Source organism: Micromonospora vinacea (assembly GCF_015751785.1).
GTDB lineage: Bacteria > Actinomycetota > Actinomycetes > Mycobacteriales > Micromonosporaceae > Micromonospora > Micromonospora vinacea.
In genome coordinates, this window is record NZ_JADOTY010000001.1 from 1,451,637 (window position 1) to 1,468,173 (window position 16,537).

Consider the following 16,537-nt stretch of genomic DNA (forward strand, 5'->3'; position numbering starts at 1 on the left):
CGGAGTGGGGTGCGAGCGCGCAGCGTCCGGCGCGGCACAGCGAGTTGAATTCGGATCCCGTGAATTCCGATCAATCACGGATATCCACCTCGATCCCTCCATGTCACACCCACGGCTGACACAGAGCGTGCCGGTAACGCGGACAAATGGTGACATGGCTCGAAGTGACGCGAACCTGACTCGCTGAGTGAGGTCTGACCAGTCGGGGGTTCGATTAGTTTTCCGGTCCGGTGGACGGGACTTGTCGGCTGGCTCGACGCCGGCGCCCATCCGCGCCCCACGCCGGAGGAGACACACAATGACAGTCCCCGCGCCGCGGGCCCGTCGACGGCCGTCCACGCTGGGCCGACTGCTGCCCCTGCTGCTCATCGGAGCGCTGTTGGCACCGTTGGGCCTGCTCGTCACGTCGAACTGGCGACAGATCACCGCCGACCGGGACCTTGCCGCCCGGGAACGACTCGGCGTGCAGTACCTCACCGCTCTGGCGGCGGTCACCGACGCCCTCGTGGAGGCCCAGTCCAACGCGGTCAACGGCCGCCCCGTCGCCCGGGAGGCGTTGAACGGGGCTGTCGAGGAGGCCGCCGCGGTCGACGCCCGCATCGGCGGGGAGCTGCTCAGCCAGGAACGTTGGGCCGGCGTACGGGCCAAGCTGGAGGCGCTGCGCGGCCGGAGCGCCACCGACCCCGAGGCCGCGTACACCGCGTATGGCGAGGTCTCCGACCTGCTGCTGGCCCTGCACCGGAAGGTCCGGGAAAGCTCCGGGCTGGTCCGCGACCCCGAGGCCGACTCGTTCTTCCTCCAGGACAGCGTCGGCCAGGAGCTGCCCGAGGCGGTGGTCGCCGCCGGCCGGCTCGCCGACCTGGGCACGCTGGTCTCCCGCCGGCCGGCCGCCGAGCAACCGCGCGGCCTGATGGAGCTGACCGGCCTGCGGGTGACCGCCCTGACACCCGCCGCCGACCTCGTCGACAACCTGCGCTCGGCCGTGGACGGTTCGGAGAGCACCGACCTCGGTGCCAACGTGCTGACCCCGCTGGACACCTACCAGCGTTCGGTGGAGGCACTTGCCGCGTACTCGCTGCCGGGCAAGGACACCGGCGTGGTCAACCCGGGGCAGTTGAGTGCCGCCGCCCTCAACTCGCACCGCTCGGCCCGCCAACTCCAACCGGTCATCCTCAACGAGCTGGACGCGCTGCTGGTCGAGCGCATCGATCGGCTCAACCGGGACCGCTGGCTGACCGTCGGGGCGGCGGTCGCCGCCGCCCTGCTGCTGGGCTGGCTCACCGCGTTGTTGGTCGCCGCCGGTCGCCGGGCACGACGTCGGGCCGCCCTGGCCGCCACCCACGCGGAGAGTCCGGACACCCCACCGCACCACGACCTCTGGCAACCGCCGGTCGACGAGCCCCGTGCGTTGCAGCCGGCCGGTGCGGCCCGTGACCCGGAGACCGCGCCGTGGGGGGCATTCGATGCTGCTCGGTAGGCTCCGGATCCGCGGCAAGCTCGCGCTGCTCGTGGTGATTCCGCTGCTCAGCATGGTCGGCCTGGCCGTGCCGGTGATGCTCGACCGGGTCGCCGCGGCACAGCGGGCCGCCGACACCGCCGAACGGGTACGGCTCGCCAGCCGGGTCGGCAGCCTGGTCCAGGACCTCCAACAGGAACGCATCCTCTCCGTCGGTTTCCTGCTCGGCCGGGTCGACCGCAGTGAGCTGGTCCGCAAGTCCGCCGACGTGGACGACCGGGTGGCCGACCTCCGGGCGGCACGGAGCGACGCGCTGACCGACCAGGTCGACAGCGCCCTCGACGGCGTGTCCAGCCTCATCGACCTGCGGACGGCCGTCCTGGCCAAGGCCGCCAACCCGGGTCAGGTGATGGACGCGTTCGGCCCGGTCAACAAGGGGATCATCGAGTCGCTGCGTCTGTCGTTCAGCGTGGACACCAACACGTTGCCGGGTCGTCAGGTGCTCGCCCTCGACGGGCTGCTCCGCGCCGACGAGGGCCTGGGCGCCTGCGCCACCCTGAGCCTGCTGGTCAAGGCGATCGGCACCCCCGACACCACGGCGGGGTACGTGGCCTGTATCGCCGCGCTCCAGGTCGACAACGCCCGCTTCCGCAGCCTGATCACGCCCGAACAGCTCACTGTGGCCCAGCTCAACGAGGCGGCCGTGGCCGCGCGTACCAGCCCCGACTTCCTGGTCACCAGCGCCCGGGATCCGGCCGGCGCGGTCCGTGACGTGCCGCTGGAGGCGCTCTTCCCGGCCGTCCGCACGATGATCCGGCTCGGTCAGTTCGTCGAGAAGAAGCTGGTCGCCGACGTGCTGGCCGAGGTGACGGCCGAGCAGCGGCGGGCGTTGACCGCCGCGTACCTGGTCGGTGCCGTGACGGCGATGATCCTGACGCTTGTGGTGCTGCTCAGCGTGGCGGTGGCGCGGACGGTGGCCCGACCGCTGACCCGACTCACCCGTTCTGCCGACCGGGTCGCCCGGGTCGCCGAGGCGGAGCTGGTCCGGGTCACCGACGACGAGTCGGAGAAACCGCAGGCGGTCCGTCTGGAACCGGTGGACATCCGCGCCAACGACGAGATCGGCGACCTGGCGCGGGCCTTCGACCGGGTGCAGAACACCGCTGCGCAGCTGGTCGAGCGGCAGGTCGCCGGCCGGCGCAACGTGGCCCAGATGTTCGGCCACGTCGGGCGGCGTACCCAGAACCTGGTGGGTCGCCAGATCGCGCTGATCGACCGGCTGGAGCAGCAGGAGGCCGACCCCGGCCGGCTGGAGCACCTGTACCGCCTCGACCACATCTCCAGCCGGTTGCGACGCAACGCCGGCAGCCTCGTGGTGCTCTCCGGCTCGGCCGGGGCCGACGCGCACACCGCGCCGGTGCCGCTGGCCGACGTGGTCCGGTTGGCGCTCGGCGAGATCGAGGACTACACCCGGGTGGAGGTGCAGGTTCCGGCGGGCGTCTCGGCCGCGCCGGCGGTGGTCGGTGACCTCGTCCTGGCGCTGGCCGAGCTGATGGAGAACGCCACAGTCTTCTCGCCGCCACACACCCGGGTGCTGGTGGCCGCCGAGACGTCCGGCCTGGGCGCGCGGATCACAGTGGTGGACCACGGCATCGGCATGAGCGAGCAACGGCTGGCTGAGGAGAACGCCCGGTTCACCCGCCGGGAACGGCTCGACCTGGCCCCGACCGAGGTGCTCGGTCTCTTCGTGGTGGGCCGGTTGGCCCGTCGGCACGGCTGGCAGGTTGCCCTGGCCGCCACCGGCGGCGGTGGAGTGACCGCGCAGCTGGAGATCCCGTCGGCGTCGCTGGTGCTACGCCGCGCCGACCGGGCCGGGGCCACCGTGGCCCGCGCCGCGGTGCCGGCCCGGGACCGGCGTACGACGCCGACGCCCGACCCCGAGCAGGACGCGCAGCCTCGTGCGGTGGCCGTCGCCGTGCCGGCCCGCTTCGACTCGGACCTGCTCAGCCGTGCCACCCGCAGCCTGGACGCCGGCCCGTCCTGGAACGCGTTCGGGCAGGGCCAGCCGGAGCAGGCCGCTCCCGAACCCCCGAGCCCCGAACCGGCGGGCAAGCCGGCCGGGCCACGGGTGCGGCAGCGGGTGCCCGGTGCCACTCTGCACGCCACCGCCGCGACGACCCGGCCGGTGGACGCCACCGGCGCGGACCCCGCCGCCGCCCGCGCACTGGTCGAGGCCTTCCAGGCCGGGGTACGCCGCGCCGAACTGCACGGGGCACCGGGCCTCGGCGGTGCGCCGGCGCGGACGGCGAACGACCCGTCGGCCGGTGCCGGGGCGGCAGTCATGGACCCGGGCATGACAGTCGACCTGCCCAGCACCCCGGGAGGCACCGGCCCCACGGTGCCGGATGGTGGCGGCTCTACTGACGTCGCACCGGAGCGGCCCCGGTTGAGCCGACGGGTACCGGGGGCGAACCTCACCGCCATCCCGGCCTGCCAACCGCCGAGCACCCATCTCGGCGACCCGGCCGAGGTCCGCGACCTCATCAGCGAGTTCGAGGCGGGCGTCGCCCGCGCTCTCCGCGAAGTCAGCCCCGACCACCGGAACGAAGAAGGATCATCACGGTGACCAGCCCCTTCCTGCACGAAAACGTCGACCAGAGTCAGCCCAGCGCCAATGGGGACCTCAGCCCGGAGGCCCGTACGTTCAACTGGCTGCTGGACTCCTTCACCTCCAGCACGGCCGGGGTCCTGGAGGCGATCGCGGTTTCCTCGGACGGTCTGCTGATGGCCATGTCGGCGATCAAGGACCGGTCCAACGCGGAGCGGTTGGCCGCCGTCGTGTCCGGGATGACCAGCCTCGCCGGTGGGGCCGCCAGTTGGTACGCGCTGGGCGGCCTGAACCGGGTGATCGTCGACATGGCCGACGGCTACCTGCTGATCAGCGCGATCAGCAGCGGTTCCGTGCTCGGGGTGGTCGCCGACCGTTCGGCGAACCTGGGCACCGTCGCGTACGAGATGACGCTCTTCGCCGGGCGGGCCGGTGGCGCCCTGACCCCGCGACTGATCGTCGAATTGAAGAACGCCGTTCAGCAGTGAGCCCCGACGTCGCCGGCGAGGATCCGGATCCGGAACCCAGGGTTCGGATCCGCCCGTACCTGCGCACGCCACCCCCGACCGGGGACGGCTCGGCGGCGACACCGGCCCTGCCGGAGCCGGAGCCGGACGGGGGCCAGCCGGCCGGTCCCCGTCCGTTCGTGCTCACCTCGGGGCGGGTGGCGGGCGCCGATCCGGCGATCGGGCTGGAGACCCAGGTGACCGCCCGCATGGACAGTGGTTGGTGGGCCGGCACCCCCGGCGCCCTGCTGGCACCGGAACTTCAGACGATCATCGCGCTCTGCGCCGAGCCAATCTCGGTGGCCGAGATCTCGGCACGCGCCCGACTGCACTTCGGAGTGACCCGGGTCCTGGTCGGCGACCTACGGGCCGCCGGGCACCTGGACGTGCACGTCACCGACACCGACGACGCTGTCGACCCCGATCTCATCCTGCGAGTGATTGATGGACTCCGTGCGATCTCCTGAATGGCCGGTCGCCCCGCTCGGCGGGGTCGCCGCGAACAGCGCCGCCGCCCGTTACGGCATGTCCCCGGGCACCGGGCCGATAGTCGGGCGGGCCGGCCCACCGCCGACGGCACCGCCGCCGTACCGGCCCCCGTCCGGCGCGGGGTCGGTGCCGCCTCCGGCCGGTAAGCCGGCCGCACCGCCGATCCCGGTCAAGATCCTGGTGGCCGGCGGGTTCGGGGTGGGCAAGACCACCACAGTGGGTGCGATCTCCGAGATCGCGCCCCTGACCACCGAGGCCGAGATGACGACCGCCGGGATCGGCGTGGACGACCCGGGTGCCCGGTCCACGAAGACCACCACCACCGTGGCGATGGATTTCGGCTGCGTGACGATCGACCGCAGCCTGAAGCTCTACCTGTTCGGCACGCCGGGGCAGACCCGGTTCGGCTTCATGTGGGACGACCTGGCCCGGGGAGCACTCGGCGCCCTCGTGGTGGCGGACAGCGCACGGCTGGACGACTGTTTCCCGGCCATCGACTTCTTCGAGCGGGCCGGGCTGCCGTTCGTCGTCGGGGTCAACGCCTTCGACGGGCGGTTGGCGCTGGAGCTCAGTGAGATCCGCTGGGCGCTGGCCATCGGCGATCATGTTCCCCTGGTGCAATTCGATGCCCGCGACCGGCTCTCGGTGCGGGACGCCCTACTGGTCGTCCTGGACCGCGCGCTGGACCGCGCTACCCGGGACAGGAGGGCCTGAGCCGACCAGCTCCGGCCGTGGCGGGAAGAGGTGATCTGTGAGGGGCGACCTGGACGAGACGCTGGCCCGGCTGGCCCGACGTGAGGAGGCGTCGCGCCGTCGGGCCGCCGACCGCGACGACACCACCGCACCGTCGAGCCCGCCCGGCCTCGGCGGCGACACCCGCAACGCCCGGCCGGGCCGGCACGCGGGGGTGGAGACCCCGAGCGAGGTGGCCGGATGGGGCCCGGTCGAGGAGGTGGCCGAGGCGGTCCGTCAGGTCGTCGGGGCCTACCCCGGGCTGGTGGTGACAGTGCAGGTGGAGCACGCCGGGCGGACGTACCCGATGCGGGTCTCCTGGGACGGTCCCAACGTCACGGTCGGACCGGTGCCCCCGCCGACGCCGGTGGAACCCCCGCCGGCCTGGCCGCTCTCCGGCCGGACGGTACCGGCCTGGGCGCCCGGTCCGGACGGTCTGACCCCGGACCCGGCGGCCCGGTTGGCCGAGCTGATCCGAAGCGACCCGACGCTGTTGGACGAGCTGGATCCGCGGCGCTGACCGGCGGGGGTGGCTGCCGGCGGCTACGGTCGGGCAGTGGCGCAACCCGACCTGACCTTGACGGCGAGCCTGCGGCCGGCGGCGCTGGACGCCCGACGGGGCATCGTGCGCCTGCACCCGGAGGCGCTGACCGCGCTGGGGCTGCGCCCCGGCGACCCGGTCCGCCTCGCCGGCCGCCGGGAGACGGCCGGGATCGCGGCGGCGGCCGGGCCGGGCGCGAGCAGCGCCCTGCTGTACGCCGACGACCTGACGTTGGGCAACCTGGGTCTGCGCGACGGCGGTCAGGTGCGGGTGAGCCCGACGCCGTTGGTTCCGGCGAGCCGGGTGGTCCTGGCCGGGCCGGTGGGGGTCATCGCGGCGGTCAGCCCGGAGATGCTCCGGCTCGCCCTGCTGGGCAAGGTGCTCACCGCCGGGGATGACGTGTCGCTGCTGCCGCAGGACGTGCTGCCGGACGCCTCGGTCCGCAGCCTGGTCGAGGCGGCGCGACGCAGCCTCGCCAACACCGTCGGGTTCGCCTGGACCAGCACCCTGCTCAAGGTGGTCACTGTCGAGCCGGCGGCCGGCGCGCTGGTCACCATGGGCACGTCGGTCGCCTGGGAGCACGGCGCGACCACCCACGGCGGGCCCGCCCCGGTCGGCACCGCGCCGGCCCGGCCGGGTCCGAGCGCCGACCCGGTTCCGGTCGAGGACGCGCCCGACGTGGACGAGCTGCCCGGGCTGCGGGCGCAGGCCGAGGAGCTGACCGAACTACTGGACCTCGGCTTCCACCACCGGGAGGTGCTGGGCCGGCTCGGCACCACCATCTCGTTGGGGGTGTTGCTCGTCGGCCCGGCGGGCTCCGGAAAGTCGGCGCTGGTCCGGGCCGTGGCCGCCCGGGTCGGTGCCCGCGTTCACCCGCTCTGGGCACCGGAGGTGGCCGCGCTGGCCAGTCAGGCCGCCGCCGAGCGGTTGCGCGACGCGGCGACGGCTGCCCGGGCCGGCGGGCCGGCGGTGCTGCTGGTCACCGACGTCGAGGCGCTCGCCCCCGCTGACGATCCCGGTCCGGTCGCGACGGTGTTCCGTCAGGTGCTGGCGGAGAGCATCCGCGCCGGCGTCGCCGTGGTCTGCACCACCGGCCGGCCGGAGGCGGTCGACCCGGCACTGCGCTCCCCCGACCTGCTGTCGCTGCGGATCAGCGTTCCGCTCCCGGATCAGGCGCTGCGCCGCGAACAGCTCACAGTGCTGACCCGGCAGGTGCCGTTGGCCGACGACGTCCGGCTGGACGAGGTGGCCGGGCGTACCCCCGGGTTCGTCGCGGCGGACCTGGCCGCGCTGGTCCGGGAGGCCGGGGTACGCGCCGCGCTGCGACAGAAGTCCGCCGAGACGCCGACCGTGTCGATGGCCGACTTCACCGCCGCCCGGGAGGTGGTCCGGCCCACCACCATGGCGGCGTCCACACTGGATCTGGCGTCGGTGACCCTTGACGACGTGGGTGGCCTGGAAGAGGTCAAGCAGACGTTGACCGAGTCGGTGCTGTGGCCGCTGACCTACCCGGACACCTTCGCCCGGCTCGGCGTGCAGCCGCCGCGCGGCGTGCTGCTGTACGGACCGCCGGGCTGCGGCAAGACCTACCTGGTCACCGCTTTGGCCGGGTCGGGGCGGGCAAACGTGCTGTCGGTGAAGGGCGCCGAACTGCTCTCCAAGTGGGTCGGTGAGAGCGAACGGGCGGTCCGCGAGCTGTTCCGTCGGGCCCGGGAGGCGGCCCCCACCCTGATCTTCCTGGACGAGGTCGACGCGCTGGCGCCGGTCCGTGGCCAGGCCACCGACGGTGGCACCACGGACCGGGTGGTCGCCGCCCTGCTCACCGAGTTGGACGGGATCGAGACGCTGCGCAACGTGGTGGTGGTCGGCGCGACGAACCGGCCGGACCTCGTCGACCCGGCGCTGCTGCGGCCCGGCCGGCTGGAGCGGCTGGTCTACGTGCCACCGCCGGACGGGCCCGCCCGCGCGGAGATCCTGCGGGCCGCGTCCCGGCAGGTGCCGTTGGCGCCGGACGTCGACCTGTCCGCCCTCGGTGACGAGCTGACCGGCTTCTCCGCCGCGGACTGCGCGGCGCTGGTCCGCGAGGCGGCGCTGGCGGCGATGCGGGAGTCGCTCGCCGCCGCCACGGTCACCGCCGGGCACGTGTCGACGGCACGGGCCCGGGTACGCCCGTCGCTGGACCCGGGCCAGGTCGCCGCCCTGGCGGCGTACGCCGCCAACCGGGAGTGATCAGAGCAGTACAACCTTTCGTCGTGCCCGGGACGTTCCTAGTACGTCACATTCCTCAGTGGAGTCATCCACTGCGACGTCAGGTGGTGTTCCTTGCGCAAGCGGCTCTCCCTCCTCCTCGTCCCCCTCGTGGCGGCGGCGACACTGGTCTCGGTCGGCGCACCGGCGACGGCTCATCCGGCGAAGCCGTTCCCGGCCCGCATCGCGCTGCCGAACGGGTTCACCCCGGAAGGGCTGACGATCGGCCGGGGCACCACAGTGTTCGTCGGTTCCATCTTGGATGGTGCGGTCTGGCGGGGTGACTTACGCACCGGCCGTGGCTCGGTGCTGATCCCGGGCACACCCGGCACCGACAAGGCGGGCCTCAAGCTCGACCCGCAGGGACGGCTGTGGACCGCCGACTTCTCCGGTGGCGGCGCGAGCGTGTACGACGCCGACACCGGCACCAAGCTGGCCCACTACCAGTTCACCGACGTGCCGGGCAGCTACGTCAACGACCTGGTGATCACCCAGCGGGCGGTCTACTTCACCGACTCCGCACGGCAGGTGCTCTACGTGGTGCCCCTCGGCCCGGGTGGCCGGCTTCCGGCCCCCACAGCCTTCCGGGTGCTGCAACTCAGCGGTCCGGCCGCCACCCCGGACGTCTACCACAACGGGATCGTGGCACTGCCGGACGGCGATCTGCTGGTCGCGCAGATGCTGACCGGTCAACTCGTGCGCGTCGACCCGCGTACCGGCGGCAGCCGCCTCGTCGACCTGGGCGGCTACTCGGTGGAACGGGCCGACGGGCTGGTGCTGCGCGGGCGCACCCTGTACGTGATCCGGAACCTGACCAACGTCGTCGCGGTGGTCCGGCTGAACGCCGGATACACCGCCGGGGTGGTGCAGCGCGAGATCACCGGCCCGCAGCTGCGGTCGCCGGCCACCGGCGACCTGCTCGGCTCGGCGTTGTACGTGGTGAACGGCCGGTTCGACGTGGAGTCGACGCCGAGCACCGACTACGACATCGTCAGGTTGCCGGCCTGATCCAGGCGGTCGGCGGCGGCCCCTCCCCGGGTCGCCGCCGGCCGACCCGGGTCAGTCGGTGGGGAGGAGCGGACCGAGCGGACCGAGGTCGAGGTTCAGGTCCTCCGGCGCCAGCCCGAAGTGTTCGCGTAGGCCGACCATCTGCTCCTCCAGGGCCATCAGTGTCACCCCGATGCGCTCCACCTGCTCCTCGGTGAGGTCACCGAGATCCACCCTGCGCAGTGCCTGCCGCTCCATGAGCTGCCGCAGCAGCTCGACGACGGTCAGCACCAGGCTCGCCAGCCCCCGCTCGACCGAGTCCCGGTCCACGGCGATCCGGCGGTCCAGTGGGGTGACCCGGGGCGGCTTCCATGACTCCGCGCCCAGCGCCGCGGCCAGCTCCGCCGCCTCGTCCCGTCCGGTCATCCGGCGTCCTGCGGCGGGGCCAGCGCGCCGACCGAGGCGACCAGCGCGCGCAGCGAGATCCGGACCAGGTCCACGTCGGCGATGGACAGTGTGATGTCACCGCTGATCACCACTCCGGTGGCAAGCACCCTGTCGAGCAGGTCGACCAGGGCGACCGGCCGGTACGCGAGCGGATCGTCGGCGCTGTTCGGCGCGAGCGAGGTCGTCACCCCGGCTCCCGTACGGTGAGCGCGGGCTCCGGCCGTTCCGCGACGAACGAGTACGCCGGCCACGGCCCGGTCAGCTCCAGGTGAAGTCCCGGATGCCGGCCGCCCAACGAGCCGACCAGTTCGGTGAAGCGGGGCAGCTCCGCCACGTCGACGAGGTACGCCCCGTTGAGCACCATCGGGGCGGACGCCCCGGAGAGCCGGCGATCCTGCGGCGCGTGCCGCCGGCCCGCGACGGCCAACTCGCACAGGGCGCCGTGCACCGCGTCCGCGGCAGCGCTCACCACCTGCTGGCGTTCCTCCCGGGCAGTCAACTGGGCACGCCGGCGGCGCAGATACGCCGTCCCCACCCCGCCGCCCCCGGCCGTCTCGGCGCTGTCGGTGGCCGCTTCGCGGACCAGGTAGCCCTTGACGCCCCACTCGCCACGACCGGTCAGCCGGTCCAGGGCGGCGAGCAGTTCGGCACGACGGGCGGAGAGAGAGCCGGCGACCCGCTCGTCGTCGGTGTGCACGGTGGCGAGCCGGGCTGGCACCACCGGACCTCGCCGGGCCAGCGCCTCGACCACCGCGTGGTGTGCCCGGGCCGCCCGCTCCAGCCAGGCCAGATCCTCCAGGTTGCGGCGTAGTGGCTCCTCGCCGTACTCGTTCAGCGGTGCGGTGCTGACCACGGCGACGAGTCCGGCCGCGGACACCGCGCGGACCGGTCCGCCGTCCATCCCGCCGATCGCTGCCAGCGTCGCCGGCTCGACGTCCCGGACCACGCCGTGCAGCCAGGCCCCGACGGCCGGGACGGGCCGGTGCGCGGTCACCTCAGCCGTCGAAGTCATCCCACTCCTCCACTTCGGCGTCGCGGCGGCGGGCCCGAGCCGCCACCCGGGGCCTACGCTCCGCTTCGACCTCCTCGGGGTCACGAGGACCCGGCTCAACCGGGGGACGAGCCCGCGAGCTGAGCCATGGGTCGTGCTCCCACCAGTCGATGCCGATCTGGCGCGCGGTGTCGACCGACGCGATCACCAGACGCAGCTTCAGCGTCAGCAGCTCGATGTCGAGCAGGCTGACCCGGATGTCGCCGGCGATGACGATGCCCCGGTCGAGCACCCGCTCCAGGATGTCGCCCAGGTTGGCCGGCTCGTGGCCGGCGGGCAGGACCTGGCCGGAGTTCTGCACCACCGACGGTGGTTGTGCAGCGGTCATCTCAGCCCACCTCACCCTTCCCACGTTGGTAGCGCCGCACCCGCCGATAGCCGAGCAGGTTTCCCCCGATGTCCAACTCCACTTCGTAGAGGCCGAGCAGGTCGATCGAGGTGGGGATCCGAGGCGCCTCCACGACCTCCACCCCGACCAGCCAGCCGTCCTCGATGGCCTCCACCGACGCGGTGACGGACGGCTCGCGGCCGGTCAGCTCGACCAGTTGCCGCAGCCCGGCCCGGGCCGCCTCGGCCGCCGACACCGGTTCCACGTACTCGTCGTCGAGGTATCCCTCGGCGGTCGGGTCACGCCGCCGGGCCTGGGCGTCGTCGGTCATGGCGCACTCCTCCCTCGCGTGCCGGGCCGCGCCGGGGCGGGCGTTGTCGCTCGGCCCGGCCCGCACCCCCGGTCAGCCGGTCCAGCACCCGCTGCTCCGCCCGGTCGCGTTCCTCGGCGCTGAGTTCGCCGGCCGCCACGGCGGCGTCCAACTCCTCCAGCTCGCGTCGGACATTGACCGGGTTCCGCTGCCGCGACTCGGCTTCCCGAGCGATGACCCCGACGACAGCGGTCAGCCCGCGCACCGGCGCGTACGGCAGGGTCAGCAGCGCCCACAGCAGGTCCACCGGTCACCCCGCCAGCTGGTGCGCGGCGACGAAGTCGTACGGGGCGAGCGGCCCGAGCAGCCGCAACCTCAGCAGACCCCGGCGGTCCTGCGCGTACTCCTCCAGCGCGTCCACCAGGGCCGCCTCGCGGTCGGTGTCCACCAGCAGCGCCACGTGGGCGGCGTCCATCTCGTGACTGGGCGGGCGTAGTTGCGTGGAGACGACGAACTCGGCCGAGGCGTCGAGCAACGTCCGGTTCTCCGCCTCACGGCGCAGCTCCACCGCCTGACTGATCAACTCCCCGAGCCGGATCCGCGGTTCACGGGTGGCCGCCTCGGCCCGACCACGCACCTGCTCGGCCAGCCTGGCGGCCGCCGGGTTCTCGTCGAGGATGCCGCGCAGCAACGCCCGCTCGTCGAAGCGCCCGTGCACGACGTACTGCACCCGGCCCTCGAACTCGGCCAGCGCGGCGGCGAACCGGTCGTGGTGCGGCCGCAGCAGGTCGAGCACCGCGTCCGTGCCGGTGACCACGGTGCCGAACCGCACCGGTAGCACCGGCGCCACCGCGGCCGTCCCGTCCAGCAGGTCCTGGTACGCCCGCAGGTCCGCCGACCGGCCGAGCGGCGCGTCCAGCGGCACCGCGCTGACCAGGGCGGCGATGTCCCCGTGCCGGATCACCGTCACCTCGCCGGGCGGGTCGCCGACCCCGGCGGCGTCGGGCGTCGCCTCCACGTCGGCCGGCACCAGCCCGTAGACGAAGAGTCCCGTCTCGTCCGCCATGTCAGCCCCTCCCCAGGTCCCGCACGTTGCCGGTGACCTCCCCGACCGAGTCGGTGACGTCCCGCACCGCGCCGGTGACACCGCCGAGGAGGCCGGCCAGCCCTTCGCCCTCGTCCGGGGCGATGTCCAGCCGGTCGACCGCCTCGGCGAACCGCAGGTACGTCTCGATGCTCGCCACCACCACCCGGGCGTTGATCTCCACGAGGGGAATGCCGACGACCCCGACAGTCACCTGCGCGTCGATCACCACGCCCTTGTCGAGCACTGTCTCCACCACGTCGGCGAGGCCGCCGGCGGAACCCACCCGTTCCAGGGCACCGCCGACGGCGTCATCGCCCGGCACCAGCGTCACTCGCCCTCCTCCCGGCGGCGACGCACAACCGGTCGGCGCGACGGCTCCGGTCCACGTCGAACTGGCGGCCGGGGCCGCTGCGGCTCCTCGCGGGGCTGGGATCCCCGGGCCCGGTCCGGCACGCGGCGACGGGGTGGCGGCGGCTCCTCGTCGGGCTCGTCGGCGTACCCCTCGTCGTAGCCGTCCTCGTAGGCCTCGTACTCCTCGTCGTACTCCGGCTCGGCCGGTCGCCGGGGCGGCCGTTGGCGCAGCCGCCCACCGGGCCGGCGGCGCGGCTCCTCCTCGGCGAACTCGTCGACCTCGGTCTCGCCCCGCGTGCCGCCGCGCCGCTCCCGGCCACTCTCGCGCTGCTCCTGCTCCTCACGCAGGCCGGTCTCGTGGTCCTTGACCACCTGCGAGTCACGGATCTCACCGCGCCAGCCCTCGACCTGGTCCGGGTCGAGCGCCACCTCGGTCATCACGTGCCGTACGAAGTGCTTCAACTCCAGCCGAACCCGCCGGCCCTGGGCGCGCCACAGGTTGCCGGTGTGCTCGAAGAGGCCCTGCGGGTGGTACTCCAGCACCACGAGGATGCGGGTCAGGTCCGGGGTGATCTCGTGGAAGCTGACGGTGCCGTCGACCGAGCCCTTTTCACCCTTGGAGCGCCAGTGGATGAGCTTGTCCGGCACCTGGCGGACGATCGTCGACTCCCAGGTCCGGTGCGACCAGAAGACCTGCGCCTTCCAGGTCATCTTCTCGTCCGAGTCGTTCTCGGACTGCTCGACCTTCTTCATGAAGCTGGGAAAGTCGCCGAACTGCGTCCACTGGTTGTACGCGGCCCGTACCGGCACACCGACCTCGATCGTCTCGACGATGTTGGTGACCTTCTTCTTGGCGCCGCCCTTACCGCCCTTGCCGCCCGCGCGGCCGAGAGCCGCCATCACCTTCTCCTTACCGCCGGCCATACCGGCATGCACCATCGCCTTCACCGGTGAGCCGCCCTCGGCCAACTTCTGCGCGCCGGTGGCGGCGGCGATCAGTCCTGGCCCGCCACCCTGACGCGCGTACTCGCTGAGACGGCCGGTCGCACCGGTGATCCGCTCGGTCACCACGCTGACCGCGCGATCGCCAATCGCACCGGCCAGGTTGCGGACCTCGTCGGCCAGCTGGCCGCGCAGCTTGTCACCGAGTCCTGCCGGGTTCGCCGCCATGGTCACCGCCCCCGCCGTTGCTCGGCCGCTGCCTCGCCGCGGTCGTCGTTAGTCGCGCCGCGGTCGCCGTCACCGCGAGCGCCGCCGTCGCCGCCGTCGCCGTGGTCGTCGGCGCCGCTCCCGCTGACCGCACCGCCCTGACCGCCCGAGCGGCGGCGCAGGGTGTCCGCGGAGTCGCGCAGCCGGCCGGTGAGCGCGTCGATGCCACTGCCGGCAGCGGCATTCGCGGCGGCTCGACCGGCGTTGACCAACGGCCCCCCGAGCCGACCCAGGTTGCTCAGTTGGGCGGACGACTGCAAGGCGTCAGTCCCCCGCTTGAGCAGACCGCCCGGGTCTCGGCTCGCCCTACCGGCGGCGACGGCCGCGGCCAGGGTCAGCGCCGTACGCAACTTGCGGCGACGGCCCAGCAGGTAGCCGAAGCCCACCGCCAGCCCGATTCGTGTTCCGGTCTTCATCAGGTCTCCCTCGCTCCCCGGTGGGTCCGGACGCCTGCCCTGCACGGGCCGAAAAGGGCTACCAGGGAAAAGCGCCAACCATGCCCTCGATCAGACGTCCCGTATCTGCGGACCCGGCGGGCAGTACCCGGCGGAATTACTCCGAAACCGCTACGCCGAATTCCTCGGACGCCGAGGCAAAGGCATTCGGAAATCCGGCACCGGAAGGCCCATACCGGACTTTACGGGGGTCACGAGCAGGGAAAATGCCAGGAGGGTGAAACGTTAAAAGCCGCCCTCAGAGAGCGGGAAGCGTCGAATCGAGGCATATTTCGGCATGCACCTTGCCGCCGTCCTCGCGCAGTTTCGCACCGCATTTTTCGAGTACGGCGACGGCGCCGATATTGTCCGGGGTCGTCTCGGCGACCACCGCCCGCATGCCCGCCCGAGCGGCGGCGTTCAGCAACTCGCGCAGGGCGGCCGCGCCGATCCCCTGCCCCCGTGCCGACCGGCCGAGCCACATCCCGGTCTCCACAGTGCGCGGCTCGTCACAGCGCGTCATCCGGATCATGCCCAGCACCTCGCCGCCGACGAGGATGGCGTACATCTGCGAACCGGTCGGGCCGTTCAGCCCGCCGAAGCTGGCCCGGTGGAATTCCCGGAACGCCTCGCGGCGGGCGAGCGACCAGCCGGCGGGCGCCTCGACCGGGGGCATCACATCACCGGGCTCCGCCTCCGCAGCCGCTACGGAGAGCAACGGCTCCAGGTTCCGTTCGTCCACCGGCTCCAGCCGGACCGCACCCGCCACGTGCCGCAGTCTGCCGCCCTCATCGGCCGAAGTCCACCCCATTGGCCATCCACTGGCGGTCTGGTCAGCGGTACCGGCCGGTCGGGCGGCCCTGGTGTTTCGCATCACGCTCTGTTGTCACCCGGACGGGTGGCGAACGCTCAAACCGGCTATCCGAACTCGCAGAACACCACGGACGCGTCGTCGGTGGACTTGTGCCGCCGCAGCCGATCGGGGTGGTCGCGCTCGGCGTCCCGCACCCGGTCGATCAACGCGCCCGGACCGTCGGCGGTCAGCAGGTCCAGCAGACCGGCCCAGTCGGTCAACGCGAACTGCTCCACCGCGCTGGACGCGCCGTCACTGAGCAGGGCCGCCCGCCGTAGCGCCCCCGGACCGTGCCGGGGTGCGGTCCCGGTGACCGCGTGGAAGGCGGCGTCCGGGTCGGAAGCCGCCACCCAGTAGCCGTGGGTACGGTTCATCCGCTCCCGCTGCACGCTCACTGCGTGCCGGAACCGGGTGACCGGGTCCGCCGCGCCGCCCGGCACCATGGCCACCGTCTCCCGCAGCTCCGCCATCGCCGCGTCCAGCCTGTTGTCGGTGACCACGCTGACCTGCCCGCCCGTGTCGAGGACCAGCGGGCTGTCGCAGAGCACCAGGTAGTCCACCTGGTCGCCGCAGTCCCGCAGCAGGCAGACAGTGCTGGACGGGGTGCCCGGATGGTCCAGGTCGCACTGCCCGCCGTGGTCGGCGCGGACCGCGAGGATGGCCGCGGCCAGGTTGCTGGTCAGCCGGGCGGCCGGGCGTACCGCCTCGGCGACGCCGATCCGGGCGGCCAGGTGCCGGACGTACCACTCGGGCCCGTGCACGCAACCGGTGTCGAAGCCGTCCGGCACCGTCGCGCCGTCCAGGACACCGACCAACGGGCCGAACCGGAAGACCAGATCCTCGTTGACCGGCCGGCCCGGGGCCGGCGCGGACGCGGAGCGTACACGCATCACCGATGCTC

General features: G+C 73.1%; 20 protein-coding genes. 8 read left to right on the forward strand and 12 right to left on the reverse strand.

Annotation, left to right across the window (positions count from 1 at the left end; all coding sequences use genetic code 11):
• Window positions 1-298: 298 nt before the first annotated feature.
• The 8 genes from IW249_RS07060 to IW249_RS07095 all read left to right on the forward strand — a co-directional run bounded on the left by IW249_RS07060 (window position 299) and on the right by IW249_RS07095 (window position 9,587).
• A complete protein-coding gene (locus tag IW249_RS07060) occupies window positions 299-1,477 on the forward strand; it encodes a hypothetical protein (RefSeq protein WP_196920014.1) in 1,179 nt (392 codons plus the stop codon).
• Window positions 1,464-4,082: a sensor histidine kinase gene (locus tag IW249_RS34720; RefSeq protein ID WP_196920015.1), complete on the forward strand. Its 2,619-nt coding sequence runs from the start codon at window positions 1,464-1,466 to the stop codon at window positions 4,080-4,082. The genes IW249_RS07060 and IW249_RS34720 overlap by 14 nt, the downstream gene beginning before the upstream one ends.
• Complete coding sequence (locus tag IW249_RS07070; RefSeq protein WP_196920016.1) at window positions 4,079-4,552, forward strand: roadblock/LC7 domain-containing protein; 474 nt, start codon at window positions 4,079-4,081, stop codon at window positions 4,550-4,552. Before IW249_RS34720 ends, IW249_RS07070 begins: the two co-directional genes overlap by 4 nt.
• A complete protein-coding gene (locus IW249_RS07075; protein ID WP_196920017.1) occupies window positions 4,549-5,037 on the forward strand; it encodes a DUF742 domain-containing protein in 489 nt (162 codons plus the stop codon). Before IW249_RS07070 ends, IW249_RS07075 begins: the two co-directional genes overlap by 4 nt.
• Window positions 5,015-5,773 (forward strand): GTP-binding protein, encoded by a 759-nt coding sequence (locus tag IW249_RS07080; RefSeq protein WP_196920018.1) that lies wholly within the window; start codon window positions 5,015-5,017, stop codon window positions 5,771-5,773. Before IW249_RS07075 ends, IW249_RS07080 begins: the two co-directional genes overlap by 23 nt.
• Window positions 5,774-5,810: 37 nt before the next feature.
• Window positions 5,811-6,311: a hypothetical protein gene (locus IW249_RS07085; RefSeq protein WP_196920019.1), complete on the forward strand. Its 501-nt coding sequence runs from the start codon at window positions 5,811-5,813 to the stop codon at window positions 6,309-6,311.
• A gap of 36 nt (window positions 6,312-6,347) precedes the next feature.
• A complete protein-coding gene (locus IW249_RS07090; protein WP_196920020.1) occupies window positions 6,348-8,561 on the forward strand; it encodes an AAA family ATPase in 2,214 nt (737 codons plus the stop codon).
• Between the two features lie 93 nt (window positions 8,562-8,654).
• Entirely contained in the window at window positions 8,655-9,587 is a 933-nt protein-coding gene (locus tag IW249_RS07095) for an SMP-30/gluconolactonase/LRE family protein (RefSeq protein WP_196920021.1), read from the forward strand.
• Window positions 9,588-9,638: 51 nt separating this feature from the next.
• Here IW249_RS07095 and IW249_RS07100 read toward each other — a convergent pair whose 3' ends face one another.
• The 12 genes from IW249_RS07100 to IW249_RS07155 form a co-directional block, all read right to left on the reverse strand.
• Window positions 9,639-9,992 (reverse strand): gas vesicle protein K, encoded by a 354-nt coding sequence (locus tag IW249_RS07100; protein WP_196920022.1) that lies wholly within the window; start codon window positions 9,990-9,992, stop codon window positions 9,639-9,641.
• Window positions 9,989-10,201 carry a gas vesicle protein gene (locus IW249_RS07105; RefSeq protein WP_196920023.1) on the reverse strand — a complete coding sequence of 71 codons (213 nt, stop codon included), beginning with the start codon at window positions 10,199-10,201 and terminating at the stop codon, window positions 9,989-9,991. Before IW249_RS07105 ends, IW249_RS07100 begins: the two co-directional genes overlap by 4 nt.
• Window positions 10,198-11,025, reverse strand: coding sequence for a GvpL/GvpF family gas vesicle protein (locus IW249_RS07110; RefSeq protein WP_196920024.1), 828 nt, complete (start codon window positions 11,023-11,025; stop codon window positions 10,198-10,200). The genes IW249_RS07105 and IW249_RS07110 overlap by 4 nt, the downstream gene beginning before the upstream one ends.
• The gene (gvpJ, locus tag IW249_RS35325; RefSeq protein ID WP_196920025.1) at window positions 11,009-11,392 is read right to left on the reverse strand and encodes a gas vesicle protein GvpJ; all 384 of its coding nucleotides are present in this window, start codon (window positions 11,390-11,392) and stop codon (window positions 11,009-11,011) included. Before gvpJ (IW249_RS35325) ends, IW249_RS07110 begins: the two co-directional genes overlap by 17 nt.
• Before the next feature lies 1 nt (window position 11,393).
• Window positions 11,394-11,723, reverse strand: coding sequence for a gas vesicle protein GvpO (locus tag IW249_RS07120; protein ID WP_196920026.1), 330 nt, complete (start codon window positions 11,721-11,723; stop codon window positions 11,394-11,396).
• Complete coding sequence (locus IW249_RS07125; RefSeq protein WP_196920027.1) at window positions 11,692-12,009, reverse strand: gas vesicle protein GvpG; 318 nt, start codon at window positions 12,007-12,009, stop codon at window positions 11,692-11,694. Before IW249_RS07125 ends, IW249_RS07120 begins: the two co-directional genes overlap by 32 nt.
• A 3-nt stretch (window positions 12,010-12,012) precedes the next feature.
• Window positions 12,013-12,768, reverse strand: coding sequence for a GvpL/GvpF family gas vesicle protein (locus IW249_RS07130; RefSeq protein ID WP_196920028.1), 756 nt, complete (start codon window positions 12,766-12,768; stop codon window positions 12,013-12,015).
• A 1-nt stretch (window position 12,769) separates the two neighbouring features.
• Window positions 12,770-13,120 (reverse strand): gas vesicle protein GvpJ, encoded by a 351-nt coding sequence (gene gvpJ / locus IW249_RS35330; RefSeq protein ID WP_307788539.1) that lies wholly within the window; start codon window positions 13,118-13,120, stop codon window positions 12,770-12,772.
• A complete protein-coding gene (locus IW249_RS07140; RefSeq protein WP_231393143.1) occupies window positions 13,117-14,310 on the reverse strand; it encodes an SRPBCC family protein in 1,194 nt (397 codons plus the stop codon). The genes gvpJ (IW249_RS35330) and IW249_RS07140 overlap by 4 nt, the downstream gene beginning before the upstream one ends.
• 2 nt (window positions 14,311-14,312) lie before the next feature.
• Window positions 14,313-14,765, reverse strand: a complete 453-nt coding sequence (locus IW249_RS07145; protein WP_196920029.1) for a hypothetical protein — start codon at window positions 14,763-14,765, stop codon at window positions 14,313-14,315.
• Between the two features lie 277 nt (window positions 14,766-15,042).
• Complete coding sequence (locus tag IW249_RS07150; protein ID WP_196920030.1) at window positions 15,043-15,552, reverse strand: GNAT family N-acetyltransferase; 510 nt, start codon at window positions 15,550-15,552, stop codon at window positions 15,043-15,045.
• Between the two features lie 149 nt (window positions 15,553-15,701).
• Window positions 15,702-16,526: a hypothetical protein gene (locus IW249_RS07155; RefSeq protein WP_196920031.1), complete on the reverse strand. Its 825-nt coding sequence runs from the start codon at window positions 16,524-16,526 to the stop codon at window positions 15,702-15,704.
• Window positions 16,527-16,537: the final 11 nt, after the last annotated feature.